This window comes from Saccharolobus solfataricus (assembly GCF_900079115.1).
GTDB lineage: Archaea > Thermoproteota > Thermoprotei_A > Sulfolobales > Sulfolobaceae > Saccharolobus > Saccharolobus solfataricus.
The window spans coordinates 1,374,285-1,393,829 of sequence record NZ_LT549890.1; the positions used below are offsets into that span (position 1 = coordinate 1,374,285).

Consider the following 19,545-nt stretch of genomic DNA (forward strand, 5'->3'; position numbering starts at 1 on the left):
AGGCGAATTAACTGAATGAAGATGATCGACTAACACACTAGTGCTTTCAGAAAGTTTATAGCTTTAGGCAAAGGATATACCACTAGATCATAGTCTAAGAACTTTTCTAAAATATTAACGTTAAAAGTACCGTTAAAGTATAAAGAAAATTGAATAGGTTCACGTAGCATCAATGCGAGGTTTACGCATCAAATAACTTATAAACATCGGTGTTGCAATTGTAGCTAATAACATCATATTCTAAATTTTACCATAAGATTTACTACTGAACGTCCAAAGCCCCAGTATATGGGATAAGAACTTCGGAACTATTAAGGTTGATATAAAGCATAAGTCTTTACTTCGATTGCGTTCCCATTCACGTCTACTAACAAAGTTATAATGTATGTGGAGCCTTTTACAAGATTGGAAACGTTATCGAACTGTATATTAATTTGATTATTTCCAGGCTGTAACGTTGCGGGGTTTACCTTGAAAGTGAATATATTCATTCCCTCAATTTTAACTGATAATATTGAACCACTTACAGATGAGTAGATTAATATTTGTGCACTACCATCTCCCTTTATCACTCCTCCACCTATCGAATATATTTGTACTTCTCTTGCTCTTTCTGTTATTGGCTTAACATTTCTCAACCCAATATAAGATAGAATACTCCCAATAAACGCTGGTATGACTATGGCTATTAATATCCCACCTACTTTGACTATATTAGTGCTATATTCTCTGCCAACTCTATATATTCCAACTCCCACAAGTATTGAGCCTACAATCAATAGAATAATGGCTATAAATAACGCCGGTAAACTTGCAAGAATTTCTACAAAATTAACTGATAGAAAGCCGAAGAGGTTAAGTAGTAAGCCAATGACAATGAGAGGGTAACTCACAATGTATACTATAATACCAATATTCCCTATACCGATTTCGTTTGACACCGTTTTACTTAGAATATTGAAACCGCTTCTCAATATAATTAATCCTATTATGTTTATCACTCCCACTATTGACGTTAATATTATACTCTCCTCAAAATATCCAATCTCCATTGAGGCTATTTGCGTAAATACTTGCTGTATATTCGTGTTGTTTAGGTTATTAGCAGTTATATTTGAGGGTATTGAAGGAGCGGGAGTTATAAATCTGGGAATTGTAACTGCTAGGTTCAATATGCCAGCTACCATTAATATCATTAATCCTAACCTTAATTTTCTAATGCCTTGAAGTTCGTTGTTCGTATTCGACATTGTAATTAACTATTCTAATTACTGATTTTTATCTTTTACTCATGAAAAACATATATGATTAAGAACAATATTCTTCGGCCAGTGGAGGAATACGACATAACTTCATGTAGCTTGGGAGATTCAGTTATCCATTGCGAATTCACTTTATTTTAAAGATTGCTACGAAATTAACTAAATGAAGATCGCGGGAGTGTTCTCATGCAGTCATCTTATTCGACAATTGTTAGTAAAATTATATCAAGTTTTCTATAATATACCGTACTCCCTTCAAGTAAGCCTCATTTAAGTTATCTCCTTTGAAAATACGTGAGGATACATTACATTTAACAAGGCCAAACTGTACTCCACCATCCTCCCACTCCTAGTAACAGCTTTAGTATCCCTAGCCAGCCTCGCCAAATGAGACCTACACCAAGAATTATGACTCTCCACAAGATAAGTATACTTCTTACTCGCTACACGATTATCGAGAACTTGATAAACACAGTAGTAGTCAGTATAGTTTACCTCACTCCTAGGTAACCAACCCAAGAGATAACGAAAAGTCCCATAACTCCTATCCCCAAACTCATAGAAAGGCACACCATCAGCAAGAGCAGTCCAAATCCACAAATCCTCCCTCATCACCCCATGCCTAACACGGAAATAAGTCCAGAACTCGTCAAACACCGTAGACTTAGCTGTGAAATTCTTGAGCTCACCCTTCAAGATCGTTAGATACGTGAAGGCCCTTATCCCAATCCTCCTCACTAGGCTGTAAACAGTAGTCAATGGTTTACCTTCAACTCTTGATATTGCCCTCATGCTCATCCTGTTCAAGTACTCCTTTAAGATTCTCTCCCTCTGTTCCCTATCCATTCTGTGCTTTAACGCGTCGTAAAACGTCCTTCCACACGCTTTACACTTGTATTTTGCTCTCCCTCTAGATGAACCGTTCTTCACTACTCTGTTAGAGTTACATGATGGGCATGTTGGTCTGCTTTCTCCTCTCCTCCTTATCCCTACTTTCCTCAAGTAGTAGTATAGGGTTGATGGTGGGATTCCCGTTTTCGTGATTTGAACTCCCAAGGAGTAGGCTGCTAATGCTAATGCAATATCCTTTAGCTCGTACTTTCTCGGCTTAAGATTTAAATTTCTTAGAATCATAAGTATTAATTGTGCGAGGGTTACAAGATCCATATTGGTAACCCTCACAAAAAATCTCGTAACCCTCGCACATAAGCTTTTTCAGAGGCTGTTTTCATGTTCTAATTCATTGGCTGCATCTCGATCGAAACGACTAATTGTGGAAATTTCTAGCCTGATTTAATTTTACTATATGATATCGAATAAGATGACTGCATGAGAACACTCCCCATTACAGTTTACAAAGGAGGCTTGAGTCGCCCTATAAACGGAAACCCATTAGTGATTTTCTTCTCTCTTTATGAACTCTAACTTAATCTCTCCAAATCCAATACCTCTACTCCTACCAATACCCAGATAAGATGACGCTAACAAATACCTCAAGGCTCTCCTCTTTAACTTTTCATCTGGAATATCGAACTCAATCCAACCCATAACACCCCTAGCTTTCCTCAAATTTCCCTTACTATCCTCACCAATGACAATGGTAACTGGATGTAGATCATATCCTATAATCCTGGATAAGGCATTTGAAATAACGCCAAATTTAAACGCTCTGACCTCAACTTCCTTCTTCCCAATCAAATTACAATATACATTATAGGCGTAAGCCACAATTAATCCGACAGAAGGCAAAGTTGAATAACCTGCGTTAACTCTCTTATACCTTTCAGAAAGGGAGGGAGGAAGTAAAACCTTAGACGAAAGTAATGTAGGGGAAATAAACCTCACTCTTATATTATCGTTCATGTGTTTCTCAACCTCTTCCTTTAACTTCTCAACTTCCACTATTTCCACACTCTCGATCGTTATGTGAAATTTACCGTAAATAGTTTCGAAGACACCCTCATCTAATTCTGGTAAAACGTTAACTTGTGTAGAAAAGGCTATTGTTGAGGAAAGCTTGCTTCCCCTGCTTATTGTCTTCAAGTTTCCGTTAGTCTGGAAAATTCTCCTCTGGTTTAGACCGAGATGGGATATGAAAATTGGCTTGTATTTATCCCTTGATGTAATTAAGTTATTTAACGAAGGGAGTAGTTTTCCGCTTTGTATTAAATATTTGAGCACCTTGGATGATGGAGTAGGCAAAATGACGTCTTGTAGAGGGATAACGTTATACCCTATTTTAAAAATTAATGGCACTATTCTTCTCCCTTCATTAACTCTCCGTTAACGTATGATGAAATTAACTTCAAGTCTCTAACCTTCTCGTCGTTGGAGTTCAAGTTCATAATTAAGTCCCTATTTGCGAAATATAGCAAGTCCTCGAGCCTTTTAGAGCCAGTTAAATACTCGTAAATGTAATTTGCTAGAACAATATACCTTTCTCTCATATTGCTGCTTATACTTAACGCATTCCTAGCTATTTCTCTCATATTGCTGCTTATACTTAACGCATTCCTAGCTATTGCCTCTAACCTTTCAGTCAACAGATCCTTCTTTTCCAATAATTTAGTTAAGTCTATGGAGAAGCCTCCGTTTATTGTAGTAGGATTCTGTCCAATAGCATCAGACATGGTGTAAATTCTTACCACACTAACGGTGGGATTAGTAACACTACTTACCACCTTTCTAGCTATCCAAAGTCCAAAGGCAGTCTCCGGCTTTATGCCCGGTATAATGCCGTTAACGTTCTGAATCAAACTGTAGAGAATACCCCTTGTTGTAGTGAATACGTTTACTCCTACGTAATCACCCTCACTAACCTTAGCCTTTCCTAATCTAGTTAAAACCCAACCAGCAGCTGCTATAATTAAGTAATGTGGCTCTACCTCCAGTTTCACCCTCCTAGCTCTCTCCACCATTCCCGGTGATCTTCCAAATTCATAAAACTCAGGCTTCACAAAGGACGGTGCGCTAACTTCTTCACACTCATTCACTTGCGAGAAGTTCTTAAAGACATCCGATAGAGCTACGGTTGTGGGGAAATTATAACATTTTAACGTTTCTGACCAAGGGTTCTTGTCATTTCCACTTAAAGGTATAATTAAGTTTGAAGTAGCGGTCTCCCCTTCTTCTCCCTTTTTCTTTTTCGCCTTACCTCTCCTCTCCGCTGCCGCATCTTCATTGTTTTTAGCTATTTTATAGGCTAAGTTCAATACGTTTCTTAACTCGTCATCCTCTATTTCCACCTTATTATTGTATATTGTTGCATTCCCTGCTTCCGTTGCAACTTGGATTACGTAATTATCTCCAAATATATTATAGAGTGGAACCTCCATTCAATTCACCCTCCAATATGCCAACAAATCTAGTTTTACTTCCATTATTTCGAACTAGACTACTATCTAAATTATCCCCCAACATTATGGGGGCTAAAAAAAGATTATATAACTTTAAATACTTATCGCTCTTCTTAGAAAATGCATACAGCATATCGTGATAATCAGTAAAACTATAATCCCTAACTTTTAAACTTTTAGAAATAATGCCTCTCAAGTTTTCCAGCAAAATACTCCCGTACTTACTAAGCTTTATCATCTCTTCATCAAAATTGTCTGGAAACCTATTTAATAAATAGTCAGATATCCCCCTAATTGCATTCAAGTGATTTATAACAGCTAAAGTCAACAAAGACCTAACTTCCTCCGCCTTCTCAACGTTAATAGGTTCATAATCGTTATAGAAAAATAGAGCCGAACCGAGTTCGTGATATATGAAAGAGAATCTACTCTTTAGGGGATTACTCTTTAGGGGATTACAATTATCATCAAACTGATTTTGGTAATATTCCCCGGCTTTTCCCATATCATGAAGTACAACAACGTCCTTAACTATTTCCTTAACACCGTTTAGATCAAGAACTATTCCATATCTCTCCAATCTCCTTGATATAACCTTATAATAGGACTCACTTATTTTATCATGTAAGACCTTATAAGAACCAATCGCGTGATCAATTAAACCTTGCTTCTCATAAGCACAAGGCTTGATCAATACACACCACCTATTTCACTATTATAATCTTGAATCCTAACCCCTAAAATATCATTCTTTATCATTTCCAGCTGAAGGCATTTCCCAGCATATAGTTTAATATTACTATTGCCCACAAACGCAGAACTTCCCTTGCTCTTTATTATTTTTATCGCCTCCTCCTCAGTTAAGGGTATGGCATCATCAACGTTATCACTGTTTGGCGGAAATCCCAATATAATACTTGTCTCCCTAGTTATAGAACAAATATTCTCATACAGCGACTTCACCTTTTTATAGTCCACGAACACAGAGTTGTCTATTACAGATAGATCCCTAGCTAATATTGAGTCAATTTCCTTAGTGTAATCCCTTTCAATAAGCAAACTCTCATCAATAGTCTTCAATTTCCTTACCCTTTTCATGGTCTCCTTAACCTCACCCTCATTATAAACCTTTCCACTAAATGGGAAAATGTAAACCTCACCCTCCAACTTCCCTTTTCCTCCCTTACCATATCTCGCAACCCTACCAGCCCTTTGAATCAGATTATGAGATGGACAAGCTTCAGTTATTAAAACGTCAAAAGAAGTATCAATACCAGCCTCTATGACTTGAGTTGAAACTACCAACTTTGCATCATTTATCTTATTCACCTTATCTATCCTATCCTTTTTACTGAACTTACTGTGAATCAGAATAGGAGATAATCCCCTTTCCTTTAACTTCCAGTAAGCTTCAATTGCCCCCATTCTCGTATTGTAAACTAGGAGAACCCTTTTACCCTCTTTTACCTTTTCATCAGCAATGGAAATCTCATCCTTTTCCAATTCATTAACGTATATCTTTCTGTCGATTTTAAAATCACTCGCGTAAACGACCTTTCCGCTCTTACCTAATTTATCCATTAAAACCCTCTCCAACCCCTTATCTATGGTCGCTGAAGTAACTACTATTGGAACACCCGCATCACTTAAAACCTCTATGGCACTAAGACCAGCTCCTAAACTCTTACCGTCCTCACCTAATAAGTGAAATTCATCAAATATTACAATACTACTATATATCAACGCCCTAGGGAACTCATAATGAGAACCGTAATTTTTAAAAATTAACTTAAAATCAATAGTAGGTAATTTAAATAAATTGAGAATAAAAGTATCTAGAGTCGTAACGTTAACTTTCTTCATGAAAAAAGGCGAATCATGATAATCCATATCTTGAGCTCCTATGCTCTTAGTGTAAATTATCCCTTTATCAGCGTATTTTTTCAGCTTTAAATATAAATCCTGCACAATAGCCCTATACGGCAATACGTGTATAACTCTACTCCCTATGTCAATATTACTACTAACGGCATTAGCTAAGATCATTGTTAACGTTGTTTTACCGTAACCAGTTGGAGCCTTAAGTATAACATTATGTCCGTTCTCCAAATATCGTAAAGTCTCCTCAATACCCTTCCTCTCCTCAAACCCTTGACGAGCAATTAAATCGTTATAGAAGTCAACTAAAGACGACATATTCCCCGCCGACCTCATAGGCTTCCTTAGCCTCAACTTCAACCTCCTTACTAGCTAAGGGATAAGTAGTTATCGGTAAAATGTACCTTACCGGTGACCCTTCCTTCCCCCATATATACCCATTCTCTTCCCAGAAAGTAACGTATTCCAAAAACTCCTTCCTACCTACTACCTTCACTGTATCTCTGAAATAGTATCTAGTTTTTACCCTACCCGAAACCTTTTTAGCCTCACCGACTTCAACGTTCTCCACACTTGCTAAACACTCCTTACATCCTATCCTAGTTATACTCCAGCAGAGTTTCTCCAACTCCTCCTTACTGATGGAATCAGTTACGTAAACCACAACTAACCGACCGTTGGGTATATATACTTTACCAGTGGGGATCACCCCGTAAATATATCTCGGATTCTCCCTCCTCTCTTTACGTTGAAAATATGATATAACGTTCCTAATAATGTCCTCAGTGTAAACTCCCTCAGACTCCAATCTAGCAGTAGCCATAATATTCCTAAAATTATATGCAGGACTACCGTAAACATTACCTAAATTAATATTATCCACTCCCCTAAATTTACCGTAAGATAAGGCTCCAATCAGCGTAGTAGGAGGCGGTAAATAGAAACCTGGCTTCGCCTTAGCAGCTAAAGGCTTAACTACGGAAAACCCCCAATGAAGTTTTAAAAAAACCTTAGAGTAGATCAAAACTACCTTACCTCTCTACTCTTCCTCTAATTTAACTACTAAGTCCTCAACAGTTGACAGTACTGTAACCCCTTCACCCACTTCTATCCCCTCGTTGTTAATCACATACGCCTTAGCCAAATTTCCGTTCAGCACACCTTTAGCCTTCCCTAACCTCATAATAGTGGTCTTAATGTAATCATCATCGTGTGCCGGTTCTGGCATGAATGGGAAATCGGTCTTTGTCACCACTAAAGACATCAACTTCATGGATGGTAAAAACCTAGACCTCTTCCCTCCGAAATTACCTGATAGCAAAGAGTAAAGGGCTTTAATTGCAGACTTCACCCTTTTAGCCTTTTGCCTCTCTAACTCCTCTTCACCTTTAACCTTTTCCCCAAAAGTTGATGGAACTGCTATCAAATCTTCGTCAAGTTCAAACGAAAACGTGTAGAGAGCAGAGGATACTTCCACGTTGAAGATAGCTTGAGAACCGCTAACTGGCTTATTTGAAAACCTCACATGAAATTGCGCTTCCAGTTGTGCAGGTATTTCATCTCCCCTTAAAGCCGGTATCATATAACCTAACTTTATCCTCGACGTCCTTCTTACCGGAGCACCTCCGGCGTACATGAAACCTCCAACATCAGCGATAACGTCCTTAAGCATAACCTCTACCTCGAACCTCCTCGCATCGTTGTAATCCTTAGGCTCCTTTATCCCTTCAATCTTTAACGCCTCATCAGTTGAGAACTTTATGAACTCGTATTGAGAAGATAAACTACCTACTGGTAACCCCTCCTTTTTAGCAATGTCCACTAGACTCGCTTGATAGGCATGGGCTAAGGCTTCCCCAGAAATCACTGGGACATATCTCACTAGATAACCAGTTGAAGTCTTTAACACAACCGGAGCAGTTCTGTGCTTGGTTAAATTTCCTATACTCTCAACACCGTTCAGTGACTCTAGATTTACCAAAAACCTAACTGAACCGCTTATCATTTCTTCTCACCACCTTGCTCACTCTTACTCTGTTTACTACCTAACTTAATTCTATTTGCTATACTCATGGCTAGTGCACCAGCCTTCCTAGCGTAGTACACGTCTTCCTCAATCATTCTAAGAAAGTCTTCTATATCTTGACTAGTTGGTAGATAGCCAACTACAGTATACTTAGCCCCACTTGAATTCACGTTAACTGCAGGATAGTCCTTTCCTTGAGCAGGATAATCCTTTCCTTGAATCGTAATTGTAGTAGTCGCTATCTCACTCCTATCAATGCCCATTTGCACAATCCTTTGAACGTCATATAGAACTTTAGTTACAGCCTCTTTAGACAATGCGTTAGCAAATCTATCCACTAACGTTGGAGACTCACTATATAGGAAGCCCACAGCCAGTAAGTTCGCTATCCTTCCTATGATGTTTTCCTTCTCCGATTTCTGAGCCATGTTATTCTCTATTATTATTCCACTATATAAACATTTCTATTTCTAGTGTACGAAAACTCTTTTCATAAATATGAAAAATTAGAACCCATAGATTTTCAATAAAATCTCACCCTTTATGGTTAATTTATTGAACTCATCAATAAATTTTTCTTTCCTCAACTCATTCAACCTCCTCCAAGTAGTAGTTAGGGGAATTCCCGTGGTCTTACTTATCATATTAGCGGAAGAATATCCATCCTTAATAGCCTTTAATATTGTCAAGTGAGCCTTAGTTAAGAATAGTGAAGGTGAAGTGACATCGCTTACCCTAAAATAATAAACCTTAGTTAAGTCCTCAGTCTCTATCTCTATAGTAGCGTCTATTCCAGTCAATAAAAAGGCGGAAAAAACAGCTAATATCATTAGTCTCATCCCTCCGCTCAAGTTAACCATGAAGTCCTTCCCTGCATTATTTACAATAACTTTGCCAACATTCTCAATAACGTTTTCAAAGTCCCTAGGATCAACTTCAACAATCTCAAAAGGAACGTTAACAGTTCTCAGAAAATTAACGAGAGACTCTAATGCCTTCTTAGCCTTCTCTTCCTCAAAACCCCCAATAATAATAACTTTATCAACATTCTTACCTTGCCTCATCAATGCACGATACTGAAACTTTTCATCGAATCCAAGTGTCAAAATCAATATCATACCCTAAAAACGGAAAAAGAGATATTAAATTTTTCTTGAAAAGGGAAAAGAAATATCTTGTATTACGTCAACCTAATTCACCAAAGATTTTTTCAAGTTTACTGGTTTTATGTAGAGACTGATGAAAAGAAAAGTTAGAAAAAGGAGTTACAAAAACTATGGTCATAATAAGGGCCCTAGATGGTTTGTTGATCTGGGGAGTCATAATTCTTGGTAGGTTAGCGAGGCTGACTAGGGACACTAAAGCTGTTAATAGGAAGTGGGATGGTGGAGTTTGGCCTTGTTGAATGTAATGTATCTTCACGTATTTTCAAGGGAGAAAAGTTATTGAACGAGACTTACCTGAAGGGAGTATAGTATATTAGAGTAAATTTGATATAATTTTACTACTAATTGTGGAATAAGATGACTGCATGAGAACACTCCCGTACCAATTTCTTATTAATATTAGTTAGGAATTGCCATTTTAAACAACTTGGATCACGTCTCAGTGTGTGTTGTTAATCCTACCCTTTCAATTCTATAAGAGATTATCTGAGGATATACTTTAATCGGATTGTGTTAGGTGGAGAGATGTTCTTTCAATTCTATAAGAGATTATCCCATCTACCACACCGCGGACACTGGTATAAACATGCACCGGCTTTCAATTCTATAAGAGATTATCTCAGTCTTATTGTCGAGGAGTAGTGGTAGGAGTGATACCTTTCAATTCTATAAGAGATTATCGGAAGAGACAAGACTCTACAGTACAATATGCCCCAGATGCTTTCAATTCTATAAGAGATTATCAACCGGAAGTACGAACTATGTTGCTGAGATTGTGGTCTATGTCTTTCAATTCTATAAGAGATTATCTTTGTGGTACTTGTAGTTGTGATGCTGACGTTCCACTACTCTTTCAATTCTATAAGAGATTATCTCAAATCAACAAGTTACAGTAACCAACGGTACTTCAAACCCCTTTCAATTCTATAAGAGATTATCTATGTTGTTGTTTGTTGAGTTGTGGTCTGCTGTGTAGTTGCTTTCAATTCTATAAGAGATTATCATCCAGACGAAGTGGGGGCAATCATGCAGCCCCCCTCACTTTCAATTCTATAAGAGATTATCAAAGATAATGGATAATAACTTAACATTACAGAATTTAATGCTTTCAATTCTATAAGAGATTATCTAAACTCATGTAGCGTTAGTTGGAGCGGATCTGCACAAGTACTTTCAATTCTATAAGAGATTATCCCAGTGTTTTACTTAACATCAGTACAAGGATCAAAACCCTTTCAATTCTATAAGAGATTATCAAGAGTTCGATCGGATTAAAGAGGAGATTGAGCAAAACTTTCAATTCTATAAGAGATTATCAGTGACTCAATACCGGTCACAATATCTTCAGGTGCTCCCATTCTTTCAATTCTATAAGAGATTATCCGTCCCCATCGAATACGTAAGAGTCTGGAGGGGAATTTACTTTCAATTCTATAAGAGATTATCTAAAGGTTACGTTAGAACTAGAAAAGAATGGAAATCTGAACTTTCAATTCTATAAGAGATTATCTGGAGTTTTCAGATATTTTGTAAAGTACGTTCAGTTTCTTTCAATTCTATAAGAGATTATCAATAGGCTATGGTGTGTGGATGGACCTGTATCGTAAATACTTTCAATTCTATAAGAGATTATCCACGCAAAAGGATAAACAATATGGTGCGATTCGAATGGACTTTCAATTCTATAAGAGATTATCACAAACAGTGTGTGTTACATTATCCTTCGATTACAACGAACTTTCAATTCTATAAGAGATTATCCTTCTGTTCTGAAATTATAAAGGACATGCTGATAAAATTTCTTTCAATTCTATAAGAGATTATCCTAACTGAAGAAGACCCAATTTATATTGCAGGATTTGTCTTTCAATTCTATAAGAGATTATCTGCAGAACCATTAGCTGGTACAGTAACTGTTTGCCAACTTTCAATTCTATAAGAGATTATCACCATAGTCCCTGATTTCGGTATTCTTTACCCTGTAACCCCTCTTTCAATTCTATAAGAGATTATCGCTTATCTCTCTCATGCGCCATTTCTTCTTTCCTTCTTTCCTTTCAATTCTATAAGAGATTATCTATATCCCAAAAAATCTCAGACATTAGAGAGCATTTTTGTCTTTCAATTCTATAAGAGATTATCAATAGATCCAGAAAATGAATATGTCAAATTAGCTGACATTTCTTTCAATTCTATAAGAGATTATCTTTATTTTCTTGCGATATTTCATTACCGAGACTTTTGCCTCTTTCAATTCTATAAGAGATTATCGTTGGCTGTTGGCTGTTGGCTGTTGTCGGTCGATGGCCCACTTTCAATTCTATAAGAGATTATCAAAGAATATCTTGACGCGTTAGCCGAATTTGACCGAACCTTTCAATTCTATAAGAGATTATCTTGCTTAGTCTTGATAAGTATACTAAAAGTTCGTTCTTGCTTTCAATTCTATAAGAGATTATCTACCCAACTAAATCATAACCTCTTTGTTGCAGAATTGTTCTTTCAATTCTATAAGAGATTATCAAGAAGAACCCCCAACTTGTTACGAGATCTTGCAAAAAGCTCTTTCAATTCTATAAGAGATTATCTGAGGGTTTATTAATCTCTTACTATTTCTTATTTTCTCCTTAGTTATTTATAAGCTTTTCTCTGGTTTGCGTTTTCAATTTTTTTATAGTTTTTTCAATCCCTACTAAGCCCGGGAGGATAAGGTATTCTTCATGGAGGTAATGATTTGAGGATAACGCCCTACCTCCTAAGAAACTAACATCAAACGACCCCCACTTACAAAAACGGGACAAAAAATACAAAATTACTAGATATTTCTCTCATCATCAAGCTTATAAGTTATAGAAAAGTTTATGAATCGGTAATACTAATTTTATGGTATGAAGTCCTATTTTGTCACCATGGGATTTAATGAAACTTTTCTGTTAAGGCTTCTAAATGAAACCTCGGCACAGAAAGAAGATAGCCTCGTAATCGTTGTTCCCTCTCCAATTGTCTCTGGAACTAGGGCTGCAATAGAGAGCTTAAGAGCTCAAATTTCCAGGTTAAACTACCCTCCTCCAAGGATTTACGAAATAGAGATAACCGACTTCAATTTGGCACTCTCCAAGATCCTAGATATCATTTTGACTTTGCCAGAGCCGATAATAAGTGACTTAACTATGGGAATGAGGATGATAAATACTTTAATTCTCTTAGGGATTATTGTGAGTAGGAAGAGGTTCACGGTTTACGTTAGGGACGAGGGTGGGGGTAGTAGAGTTATTTCATTTAATGATAATACTATAAGGGCTTTGATGAGAGATTATAGCAGAGAGGAGATGAAGCTCCTTAATGTACTCTATGAAACGAAAGGAACCGGAATAACGGAGTTAGCTAAAATGTTGGATAAGAGCGAGAAGACTTTGATAAATAAAATAGCTGAGTTAAAGAAATTCGGTATTTTGACCCAGAAAGGTAAAGATAGAAAGGTTGAACTAAACGAGTTGGGATTAAACGTCATCAAACTGAATAAGAGTGTTATAGAAAGTAGTAAAAGTAGTGAGGAGCTAGTTAAAGAAAATAAGGGAAAAGAAGTTAACATACCTTATTAGATTTGTACATTGACGTTATGAGAGTGTGTATAGACATTACAATAGTGTTAAATAACATTTTAACTATTATTATTTACAATAATGTGGTTTTGTAGTATACAAATTCAACTTAAGCCTATATTAGATTTACCTTACACCTTACATATTTGCGTAAATTCTTAATAAGAAGATTTTAATAGCTATGAATATATAAGACGTGTAATCTAAAAATTACATAACTCATAAACGGAGTATGCTGAATATCTTATATTACACGCCACTTCCAGTAAACTTCCAAACATATAATAAATAATGTTATTCGACAGTATGAGAACAGAATCATCTCAGCGGTAGAATATATAGTCTTTTTCTTAATAGGCACTACATCAGTATGGGAATCTCATTTTTCTGATATAAATGATAATATATGTAAGATTGAACCACACCAGTTTTATTCAAATATAACTGCATATATTTTATGAAAATGACAGTTAATAAGTCAGTTTTGAACAGAAGAATATAAATATATAGAATTAATTTCACGTAGCTGGAAGGAGGTGCATAGGGTTAGCTGGAGTCTGGGGGAATGACGTCTTCACTTCACGGAACGCGCGTTCTTGTTCCACTCTTACCTCCCGATCGAGGAGATTCGAGAGGGAGACCGAGAACTCCCACAACTTTACCTTCCTCCAAGAACGGATCAAGAACCAGACATTCAAGAGAAGATAGGAAAGCAGAACGAGAACCAATTCCTTCCTCACGTCACAAGTCCTAGTCTTGATTCTGAACTCCTCAAGGGAGCGGAAGGCGTTCTCTATCCCCCACCTCTCCCTGTACATCTCGGCAAGGACTATGGCATCATAAAGATCCATCTCCCTCCTCACGAGGAAGGCAATAATCTTGCCGTCTTCCTTCCTCAGAATAATGAGATAAGCTCCACTCCCATGTCTCACGCAGAGAAATCCAGTATATCTAACTCCGCTAAAACTCACATCCACATCTTGCAACATCCCCTTGTACTTCTTGTACATCTGGGCCTTGGCAGATATGACGAAGTCCAAGCCCAACTCCAAGAGGAACCTAATCACTTCGTTCACCGCGAACTCCCTGTCCGCGAAGACCATGACGAGCCTCAGCTTGTCCTCCTCCAACTCCTTCACGATTACCTCCATCACCGCCTTGAAACCTTCAGCTACGTTCTTCACGGTCACTGGGATCACGTCCAAGAAGCTCCTCGTCCTCCCCAGGAGGAAGATCGCAGCTTGAACCAGTCCCCACGACGTCCCCTTAGTTGGCTTTATCCTACTCAAGAAACTCTTGTCAGCGTGGTATTGAGGTATGGCATGGAAGTCCACTGCTACCCTCCTGTCCCTGACTCCCCTTAACGTCATCCTCCCCATCTTCCTCAACGCATCCCTCACGTCCTCAACTTGAACCGCGTTCAACTTTCTCAACGCTCTTCTCCCATCTTTTCCCAACCTGCTCAAGTAGCTCCCACTCGCCTTAAGCAAGGCACTGAGGAGTTCCTCAGGGAAAAGTATTTTAGTGAGGACCGAGTAAATTATCTTGAGGGCGGACCTGGCGAAGTCCCGGTTGAACTTCGCCGGTTTAGTTGTATTCTCATGTTTCATATGTTCAAGTCCGCCCTCGTATATACAAACTTTTCTACAGAAATTCTCATCCTCTCGATTTTGTCTGTATTTCATTCATCTCATTTTTTACGCAAAAAATGAGATTCCCATACTGACATGCTCCGCCTCTAACAAAGTGACCGTAGCAGATCGGGATTCTCTGCCACCGTAGGAGTTGTAAAGAAGTAAAAAGGACTATTAACTGAGGGAATGCTAGGAATTGCTGAGTTAAGGATTTAACTGGCTATATTTTGTATTGACAAAAGCTAATTCTCTTCGCATCTACTAAGAAAAAGACTATATAATGAATCAATAATTATGAGGTCCCTTGAAATGGATAACATTGGTCTCCTTTGTGAATTCTAAAATGCGGTGGTAAAGATGTTAACATTGGTAATAGCATATCTCTGCTATTCCGTAGTTTTCATTGAGTTAAATTCGTAGCAATCTTTAATATAAAGTGAATTCACAATGGATAACCGTATGGCCCCCAATATCACTTAAGCCGGATACTTTAATTATGTAAGATTTTTTTGGAAAAAAATTAAGAATTATAGCCTCTCTCTTTGTCATCGGCTAAGTCCATATGTTAAGTCGGACCTGAGGTGGGGACAAAGTACATGTAGTAGTTTTAGGAAATTCCCTTATCATAAAAAGTCAAAATATTTATTCATGTATTTATAAATATCTTTCATTGTACTTCTTAATATTATAGCTTATCAATAAACATTTTTCATCTAACTAGGAAAGATTCATTATATATTTTTAACGTAACGTAAAAGTGTAACGATTTTCCTATAAATGCTATACATGAAAAGGCCAGATGAAGACGCTAAGTCTATATGTTAAGTAGGAAAAATATATAAATACGTTAAATAATTTATACTAAATTGGAACAGTCGTTGTTCACTCCCTTGACTCATAGCAAAACACTAACTGAGCAAACCCTTCTGTACTGGCAAGCCTTACACAACAGAGGTGAGGGATTAACAACTGGAGGACTATCATCTTCTAAGCTCTCAACCAACTCGTTAACTACCTTACCTATATACTCAACGTGTTCTTTCCTAACCTCGATGTTTATCTTCCTCTCCTTATTCATCAATAACACAGTGTTCCTAACCCTAAAACCGTTTCTCTCAGCTAAGTAAGCATAAGCTAACAACTGTATCCTGAAGTGATTGTAGAACCTTCTATAGAACGCCTTAATCTCTATTACGCTATCTTCAGTTAGAACGTCAACAATTCCATTCAATCCGCTATCCTTATCCCTCAAATGAACTTCGTAATATTTAGGTTCGGGAAAGTCCCTCACAATCTCCTTTAAATTCACGTTCTTAGCTATCCTCTGACTATTCGTTATTGGCTCTTTCCATCCCATTTTCTTCCTTATCCAAGGTATGACCTTACATAAGGAATAGTCTTTTAAATCCGTTACACTAACCATTCCTCTAATCCCTCCCTACCTATTACAATCCTCCTCTCCCAATCCCTTATGCCTAAAGGGATTATGTGAACTATGTCAGTATTTGTGTCAACTATTAGCTTAACAACTCTGACTAAATCCTTAACCCTTTGACTGTCAATATCACCCTCAAAGGCACTTCTCTGAATCCTCTCCAATCCCAGTTTCTTCAAATTATTGGCTAGTTTATTTCTCTTACTGTCATCGGAAACGTCATATACTACCAATAATTTCAATCACATCACCAACTTGAAACCCCTATACTCCTTCCCCTCCCTTATACTTGACGCCAACTTTACCGCATGAGCCCTTATTGCTTGTATCAATGTTTTTGGATTATGATCACTCTCCTCCTTAACGTTCTCTTCCATTCCCTTCCTTATCAACTTAGCCAAATCTCCCCTACTGTTCTCCTCTATTAAACCCCCCTTAACCTTTAACCTAAAACCACTTCTGAGAGCCCTAACTAATAAGAAGTCAATGTATGGTTTAAACATTTCTGAGAAATCGTAAACTAGACTCTCATTTCCAGGTCTATCTTTGTGTATAAAGCCTAGGTAGGGGTCTAACCCAGCTATAACCAGATATTTGAAAATTGTGTTATAAAGTATTGCGTAAGAGTAGTTCAATGCCATATTAAATTGGTCAGTCCCATCCACATCTCTACCGTCAAATCCAATATCCTTGGGTAGCAGTTGAGATATGTTCTGCCAATACACTCTAGCAGCAGCCGGTTCATCCTTATCCAACAACTCCTTGTAATCGTTCTTAGTTCCAGTTACCCTAGCCCAATACTTTAAGTGTACACTTTGGTTGTAAATCTTTGAACTTATAATCTCCTCTCCGTATCTATTGTCCTTCCTTACTACAATTGCCTCGTATTGAGCCTTCTTGGTCTTAACAGTCTCAGTTACGATAGAAGGTAATAATATCCCCCAAGGAGTCTCCCTAGAGTTCAAGAACATAACGCTTATACCATGAGTTAAGGCTAACGATAGGGCACTAGTTGAAATCGAACAAGACACAGTTATCAGTATTTCGTCGACTTCAGAAGGCGAAATCTCAACCTTCTTATCACCTTTCTTTATCACTAACATGTTCTTCTTGACGTAAACATATGCACCGTATTCAGATATTACTAAAGTCCTCACGCTTATCACCTCTTATTATTATTACAATAGTTTAGGAAAGGACAAGAGGGGGAGCAAGAAACCGGCATTCCGGGATCCTTCTCTTGACTTATCATGTCAATAACCTCATCCCTAGCGTCCAAGAACTCCTTCCTCATGTCAGGAGAAACGTAAAAGACCTCTACCTTAAACTCTGGGGAGCTAGTGTTAATCCCATTAACGTAGATTAAGGCACCGAAGTCAATCGGAAGTTCTAGAGCGCTCTCTAAAGCCATACCGTATCCAGCTAAGGCTAATCTGTGGAATTCCTGCACGCTTCCTACCTTCATTTCCACTACTAAGGAAAGCTGCATTATCGCGTCAACCGATAACCTAGAGGATAACCCCAAGGGGCTACCATCTACCTTGAATTCGCTTATTACCGGTATGAATGAAGTGGAGTCTGAGAAGTCGCTCAACAAGTCCAAAGCGTAAGCCTTGTAAACTTCCTCGCAATACTTGATGAACTGTGGGGGACATAAACTTCTAACGATCTTGTTGTTCCTAAACAATGTTTCTAGCACACTCCATGGCTTATAGCCAGAGGAAAGGAGCTTAACAACCTCATTTGATACGTTCCTAACTATCTCGTGAATTGCTTGACCTAAGAGCAGTGGAGTTCTTTGTTCCCCTTGTATTTTTAAGACCTTTCTCAAGTACACATCTCTCTTGGTCTCGCAGTATTTGTAGGCAACGTCAGATATTGAGAGACCTAGATAACGTCTAGGCTTTATCGGAGGCATATAATAGTTCCACCCCCGAAGCTCCTCCTCAATAGGGTCTGAGGCCCTATATGAGTGGAGTCTTCGTAGCTGTCTAACTATCTGCGACCTCACAATATAATAGCAGTTGAAAAATCTAAAAACCGTTTTAAGGAGGGGGGTAAAAGAATTCCCGAATTTACTAGGGATTAACCTAGAATTAAGAAGATCATCTCTATATAAAGATTAATAATTAAACTAGGGAAAAAACTTACTTCATCGTTAAGAGAATAGTCTAGTAATTTTGTATTTTTTGTCCCGTTTTTGTAAGTGGGGGTCGTTTGATGTTAGTTTCTTAGGAGGTAGGGCGTTATCCTCAAATCATTACCTCCATGAAGAATACCTTATCCTCCCGGGCTTAGTAGGGATTGAAAAAACTATAAAAAAATTGAAAACACAAACCAGAGAAAAGCTTATAAATAACTAAGGAGAAAATAAGAAATAGTAAGAGATTAATAAACCCTCAGATAATCTCTTATAGAATTGAAAGATGCCAGTATGGTATCTGCACTATACCCTTGTAAGTTGGATAATCTCTTATAGAATTGAAAGGATCTACGGGATTGTCGACCTATACAACATGTTTGCCCGATAATCTCTTATAGAATTGAAAGATCGCTGATTTGATGAAAGAGATCTCTGATGAGATGATGTCGATAATCTCTTATAGAATTGAAAGTCAGTACCGCCCGCTTTCCTCTGTTCTGTCACACCCACGATAATCTCTTATAGAATTGAAAGGCATACTACTATGGCCTAGCAAAAAGCCTATCTGCAAAATTTGATAATCTCTTATAGAATTGAAAGTAGCACGATTACAAAGTTGAGTTTCTGCCACGCCCCCAAGATAATCTCTTATAGAATTGAAAGGTACGATACCAAGCGCCTTACCTCTTTCCTCTAAATATGATAATCTCTTATAGAATTGAAAGCAACACAGCCACGACACGCCCGGTACTTACACACAAACCGATAATCTCTTATAGAATTGAAAGATCGTTATTAACGAGGCGAATGACGTGTTCAGGTATACCGATAATCTCTTATAGAATTGAAAGGTTTTCCCCTGGGCTATCCATTCGGTGATCTCCCCGTTTACGATAATCTCTTATAGAATTGAAAGTCAACTTCTCCTACAATTCTATCTTAGCATTAAAGAATTGATAATCTCTTATAGAATTGAAAGTTCCTCCAGCTGAAGAGTCCAGAAGACGTAACTGAAGGAGGATAATCTCTTATAGAATTGAAAG

Annotated in this window: 16 protein-coding genes, 1 pseudogene and 2 CRISPR repeat arrays (1 of these 19 cut by a window edge); of the genes and pseudogenes, 2 read left to right on the plus strand and 15 right to left on the minus strand. The window is 37.7% G+C overall.

Features of this window, described 5'->3' with window-relative positions:
- Positions 1 to 311: 311 nt before the first annotated feature.
- From SSOP1_RS07540 to csa3 (SSOP1_RS07585), 10 genes and pseudogenes are all read right to left on the minus strand, one after another.
- Positions 312 to 1,250 (minus strand): DUF973 family protein, encoded by a 939-nt coding sequence (locus SSOP1_RS07540; protein ID WP_010923400.1) that lies wholly within the window; start codon positions 1,248 to 1,250, stop codon positions 312 to 314.
- Between the two features lie 232 nt (positions 1,251 to 1,482).
- Positions 1,483 to 2,429: pseudogene (locus tag SSOP1_RS07545) on the minus strand (IS1 family transposase).
- A gap of 225 nt (positions 2,430 to 2,654) precedes the next feature.
- Positions 2,655 to 3,518, minus strand: coding sequence for a CRISPR-associated endoribonuclease Cas6 (gene cas6 / locus SSOP1_RS07550; RefSeq protein ID WP_010923402.1), 864 nt, complete (start codon positions 3,516 to 3,518; stop codon positions 2,655 to 2,657).
- Positions 3,518 to 4,597 carry a type I-A CRISPR-associated protein CsaX gene (csaX, locus tag SSOP1_RS07555; protein ID WP_010923403.1) on the minus strand — a complete coding sequence of 360 codons (1,080 nt, stop codon included), beginning with the start codon at positions 4,595 to 4,597 and terminating at the stop codon, positions 3,518 to 3,520. Before csaX ends, cas6 begins: the two co-directional genes overlap by 1 nt.
- Positions 4,578 to 5,312 (minus strand): CRISPR-associated endonuclease Cas3'', encoded by a 735-nt coding sequence (locus tag SSOP1_RS07560; RefSeq protein WP_010923404.1) that lies wholly within the window; start codon positions 5,310 to 5,312, stop codon positions 4,578 to 4,580. The genes csaX and SSOP1_RS07560 overlap by 20 nt, the downstream gene beginning before the upstream one ends.
- Positions 5,309 to 6,814: a CRISPR-associated helicase Cas3' gene (gene cas3, locus SSOP1_RS07565; protein WP_063492813.1), complete on the minus strand. Its 1,506-nt coding sequence runs from the start codon at positions 6,812 to 6,814 to the stop codon at positions 5,309 to 5,311. The genes SSOP1_RS07560 and cas3 overlap by 4 nt, the downstream gene beginning before the upstream one ends.
- The gene (cas5a, locus tag SSOP1_RS07570) at positions 6,798 to 7,520 is read right to left on the minus strand and encodes a type I-A CRISPR-associated protein Cas5a (protein WP_010923406.1); all 723 of its coding nucleotides are present in this window, start codon (positions 7,518 to 7,520) and stop codon (positions 6,798 to 6,800) included. The genes cas3 and cas5a overlap by 17 nt, the downstream gene beginning before the upstream one ends.
- 15 nt (positions 7,521 to 7,535) lie before the next feature.
- The gene (gene cas7a, locus SSOP1_RS07575) at positions 7,536 to 8,501 is read right to left on the minus strand and encodes a type I-A CRISPR-associated protein Cas7/Csa2 (protein ID WP_010923407.1); all 966 of its coding nucleotides are present in this window, start codon (positions 8,499 to 8,501) and stop codon (positions 7,536 to 7,538) included.
- Positions 8,498 to 8,950, minus strand: coding sequence for a type I-A CRISPR-associated protein Csa5 (gene csa5 / locus SSOP1_RS07580; protein WP_010923408.1), 453 nt, complete (start codon positions 8,948 to 8,950; stop codon positions 8,498 to 8,500). The genes cas7a and csa5 overlap by 4 nt, the downstream gene beginning before the upstream one ends.
- Positions 8,951 to 9,028: 78 nt before the next feature.
- The gene (csa3, locus tag SSOP1_RS07585) at positions 9,029 to 9,640 is read right to left on the minus strand and encodes a CRISPR-associated CARF protein Csa3 (RefSeq protein ID WP_010923409.1); all 612 of its coding nucleotides are present in this window, start codon (positions 9,638 to 9,640) and stop codon (positions 9,029 to 9,031) included.
- A gap of 158 nt (positions 9,641 to 9,798) precedes the next feature.
- Here csa3 (SSOP1_RS07585) and SSOP1_RS17830 point away from each other — a divergent pair, with 158 nt between their 5' ends.
- Both SSOP1_RS17830 and csa3 (SSOP1_RS07590) read left to right on the plus strand, forming a co-directional pair.
- Positions 9,799 to 9,927: a hypothetical protein gene (locus tag SSOP1_RS17830; RefSeq protein WP_269454385.1), complete on the plus strand. Its 129-nt coding sequence runs from the start codon at positions 9,799 to 9,801 to the stop codon at positions 9,925 to 9,927.
- A gap of 224 nt (positions 9,928 to 10,151) precedes the next feature.
- Positions 10,152 to 12,276: direct repeats of the CRISPR family, unit length 24 nt; unit sequence CTTTCAATTCTATAAGAGATTATC.
- A gap of 300 nt (positions 12,277 to 12,576) precedes the next feature.
- Positions 12,577 to 13,290, plus strand: a complete 714-nt coding sequence (gene csa3 / locus SSOP1_RS07590) for a CRISPR-associated protein Csa3 (protein ID WP_010923410.1) — start codon at positions 12,577 to 12,579, stop codon at positions 13,288 to 13,290.
- 518 nt (positions 13,291 to 13,808) lie between these two features.
- On the opposite strand, the gene SSOP1_RS07595 is transcribed toward csa3 (SSOP1_RS07590), so the two are convergent.
- From SSOP1_RS07595 to cas4a, 5 genes are all read right to left on the minus strand, one after another.
- Positions 13,809 to 14,900: an ISH3-like element ISC1359 family transposase gene (locus SSOP1_RS07595; protein ID WP_048054228.1), complete on the minus strand. Its 1,092-nt coding sequence runs from the start codon at positions 14,898 to 14,900 to the stop codon at positions 13,809 to 13,811.
- Positions 14,901 to 15,819: 919 nt separating this feature from the next.
- Positions 15,820 to 16,347 (minus strand): CRISPR-associated protein Cas4, encoded by a 528-nt coding sequence (cas4, locus tag SSOP1_RS07600; RefSeq protein WP_009990819.1) that lies wholly within the window; start codon positions 16,345 to 16,347, stop codon positions 15,820 to 15,822.
- A complete protein-coding gene (gene cas2 / locus SSOP1_RS07605) occupies positions 16,335 to 16,601 on the minus strand; it encodes a CRISPR-associated endonuclease Cas2 (RefSeq protein ID WP_009990820.1) in 267 nt (88 codons plus the stop codon). The genes cas4 and cas2 overlap by 13 nt, the downstream gene beginning before the upstream one ends.
- On the minus strand, positions 16,602 to 17,525 hold the full coding sequence (gene cas1, locus SSOP1_RS07610; RefSeq protein ID WP_010923412.1) for a CRISPR-associated endonuclease Cas1: 924 nt from the start codon (positions 17,523 to 17,525) through the stop codon (positions 16,602 to 16,604).
- The gene (gene cas4a / locus SSOP1_RS07615) at positions 17,522 to 18,370 is read right to left on the minus strand and encodes a type I-A CRISPR-associated protein Cas4/Csa1 (protein ID WP_010923413.1); all 849 of its coding nucleotides are present in this window, start codon (positions 18,368 to 18,370) and stop codon (positions 17,522 to 17,524) included. Before cas4a ends, cas1 begins: the two co-directional genes overlap by 4 nt.
- 391 nt (positions 18,371 to 18,761) lie before the next feature.
- A CRISPR array of direct repeats spans positions 18,762 to 19,545; the repeat unit is 24 nt; unit sequence GATAATCTCTTATAGAATTGAAAG; it runs 189 nt beyond the window's last position.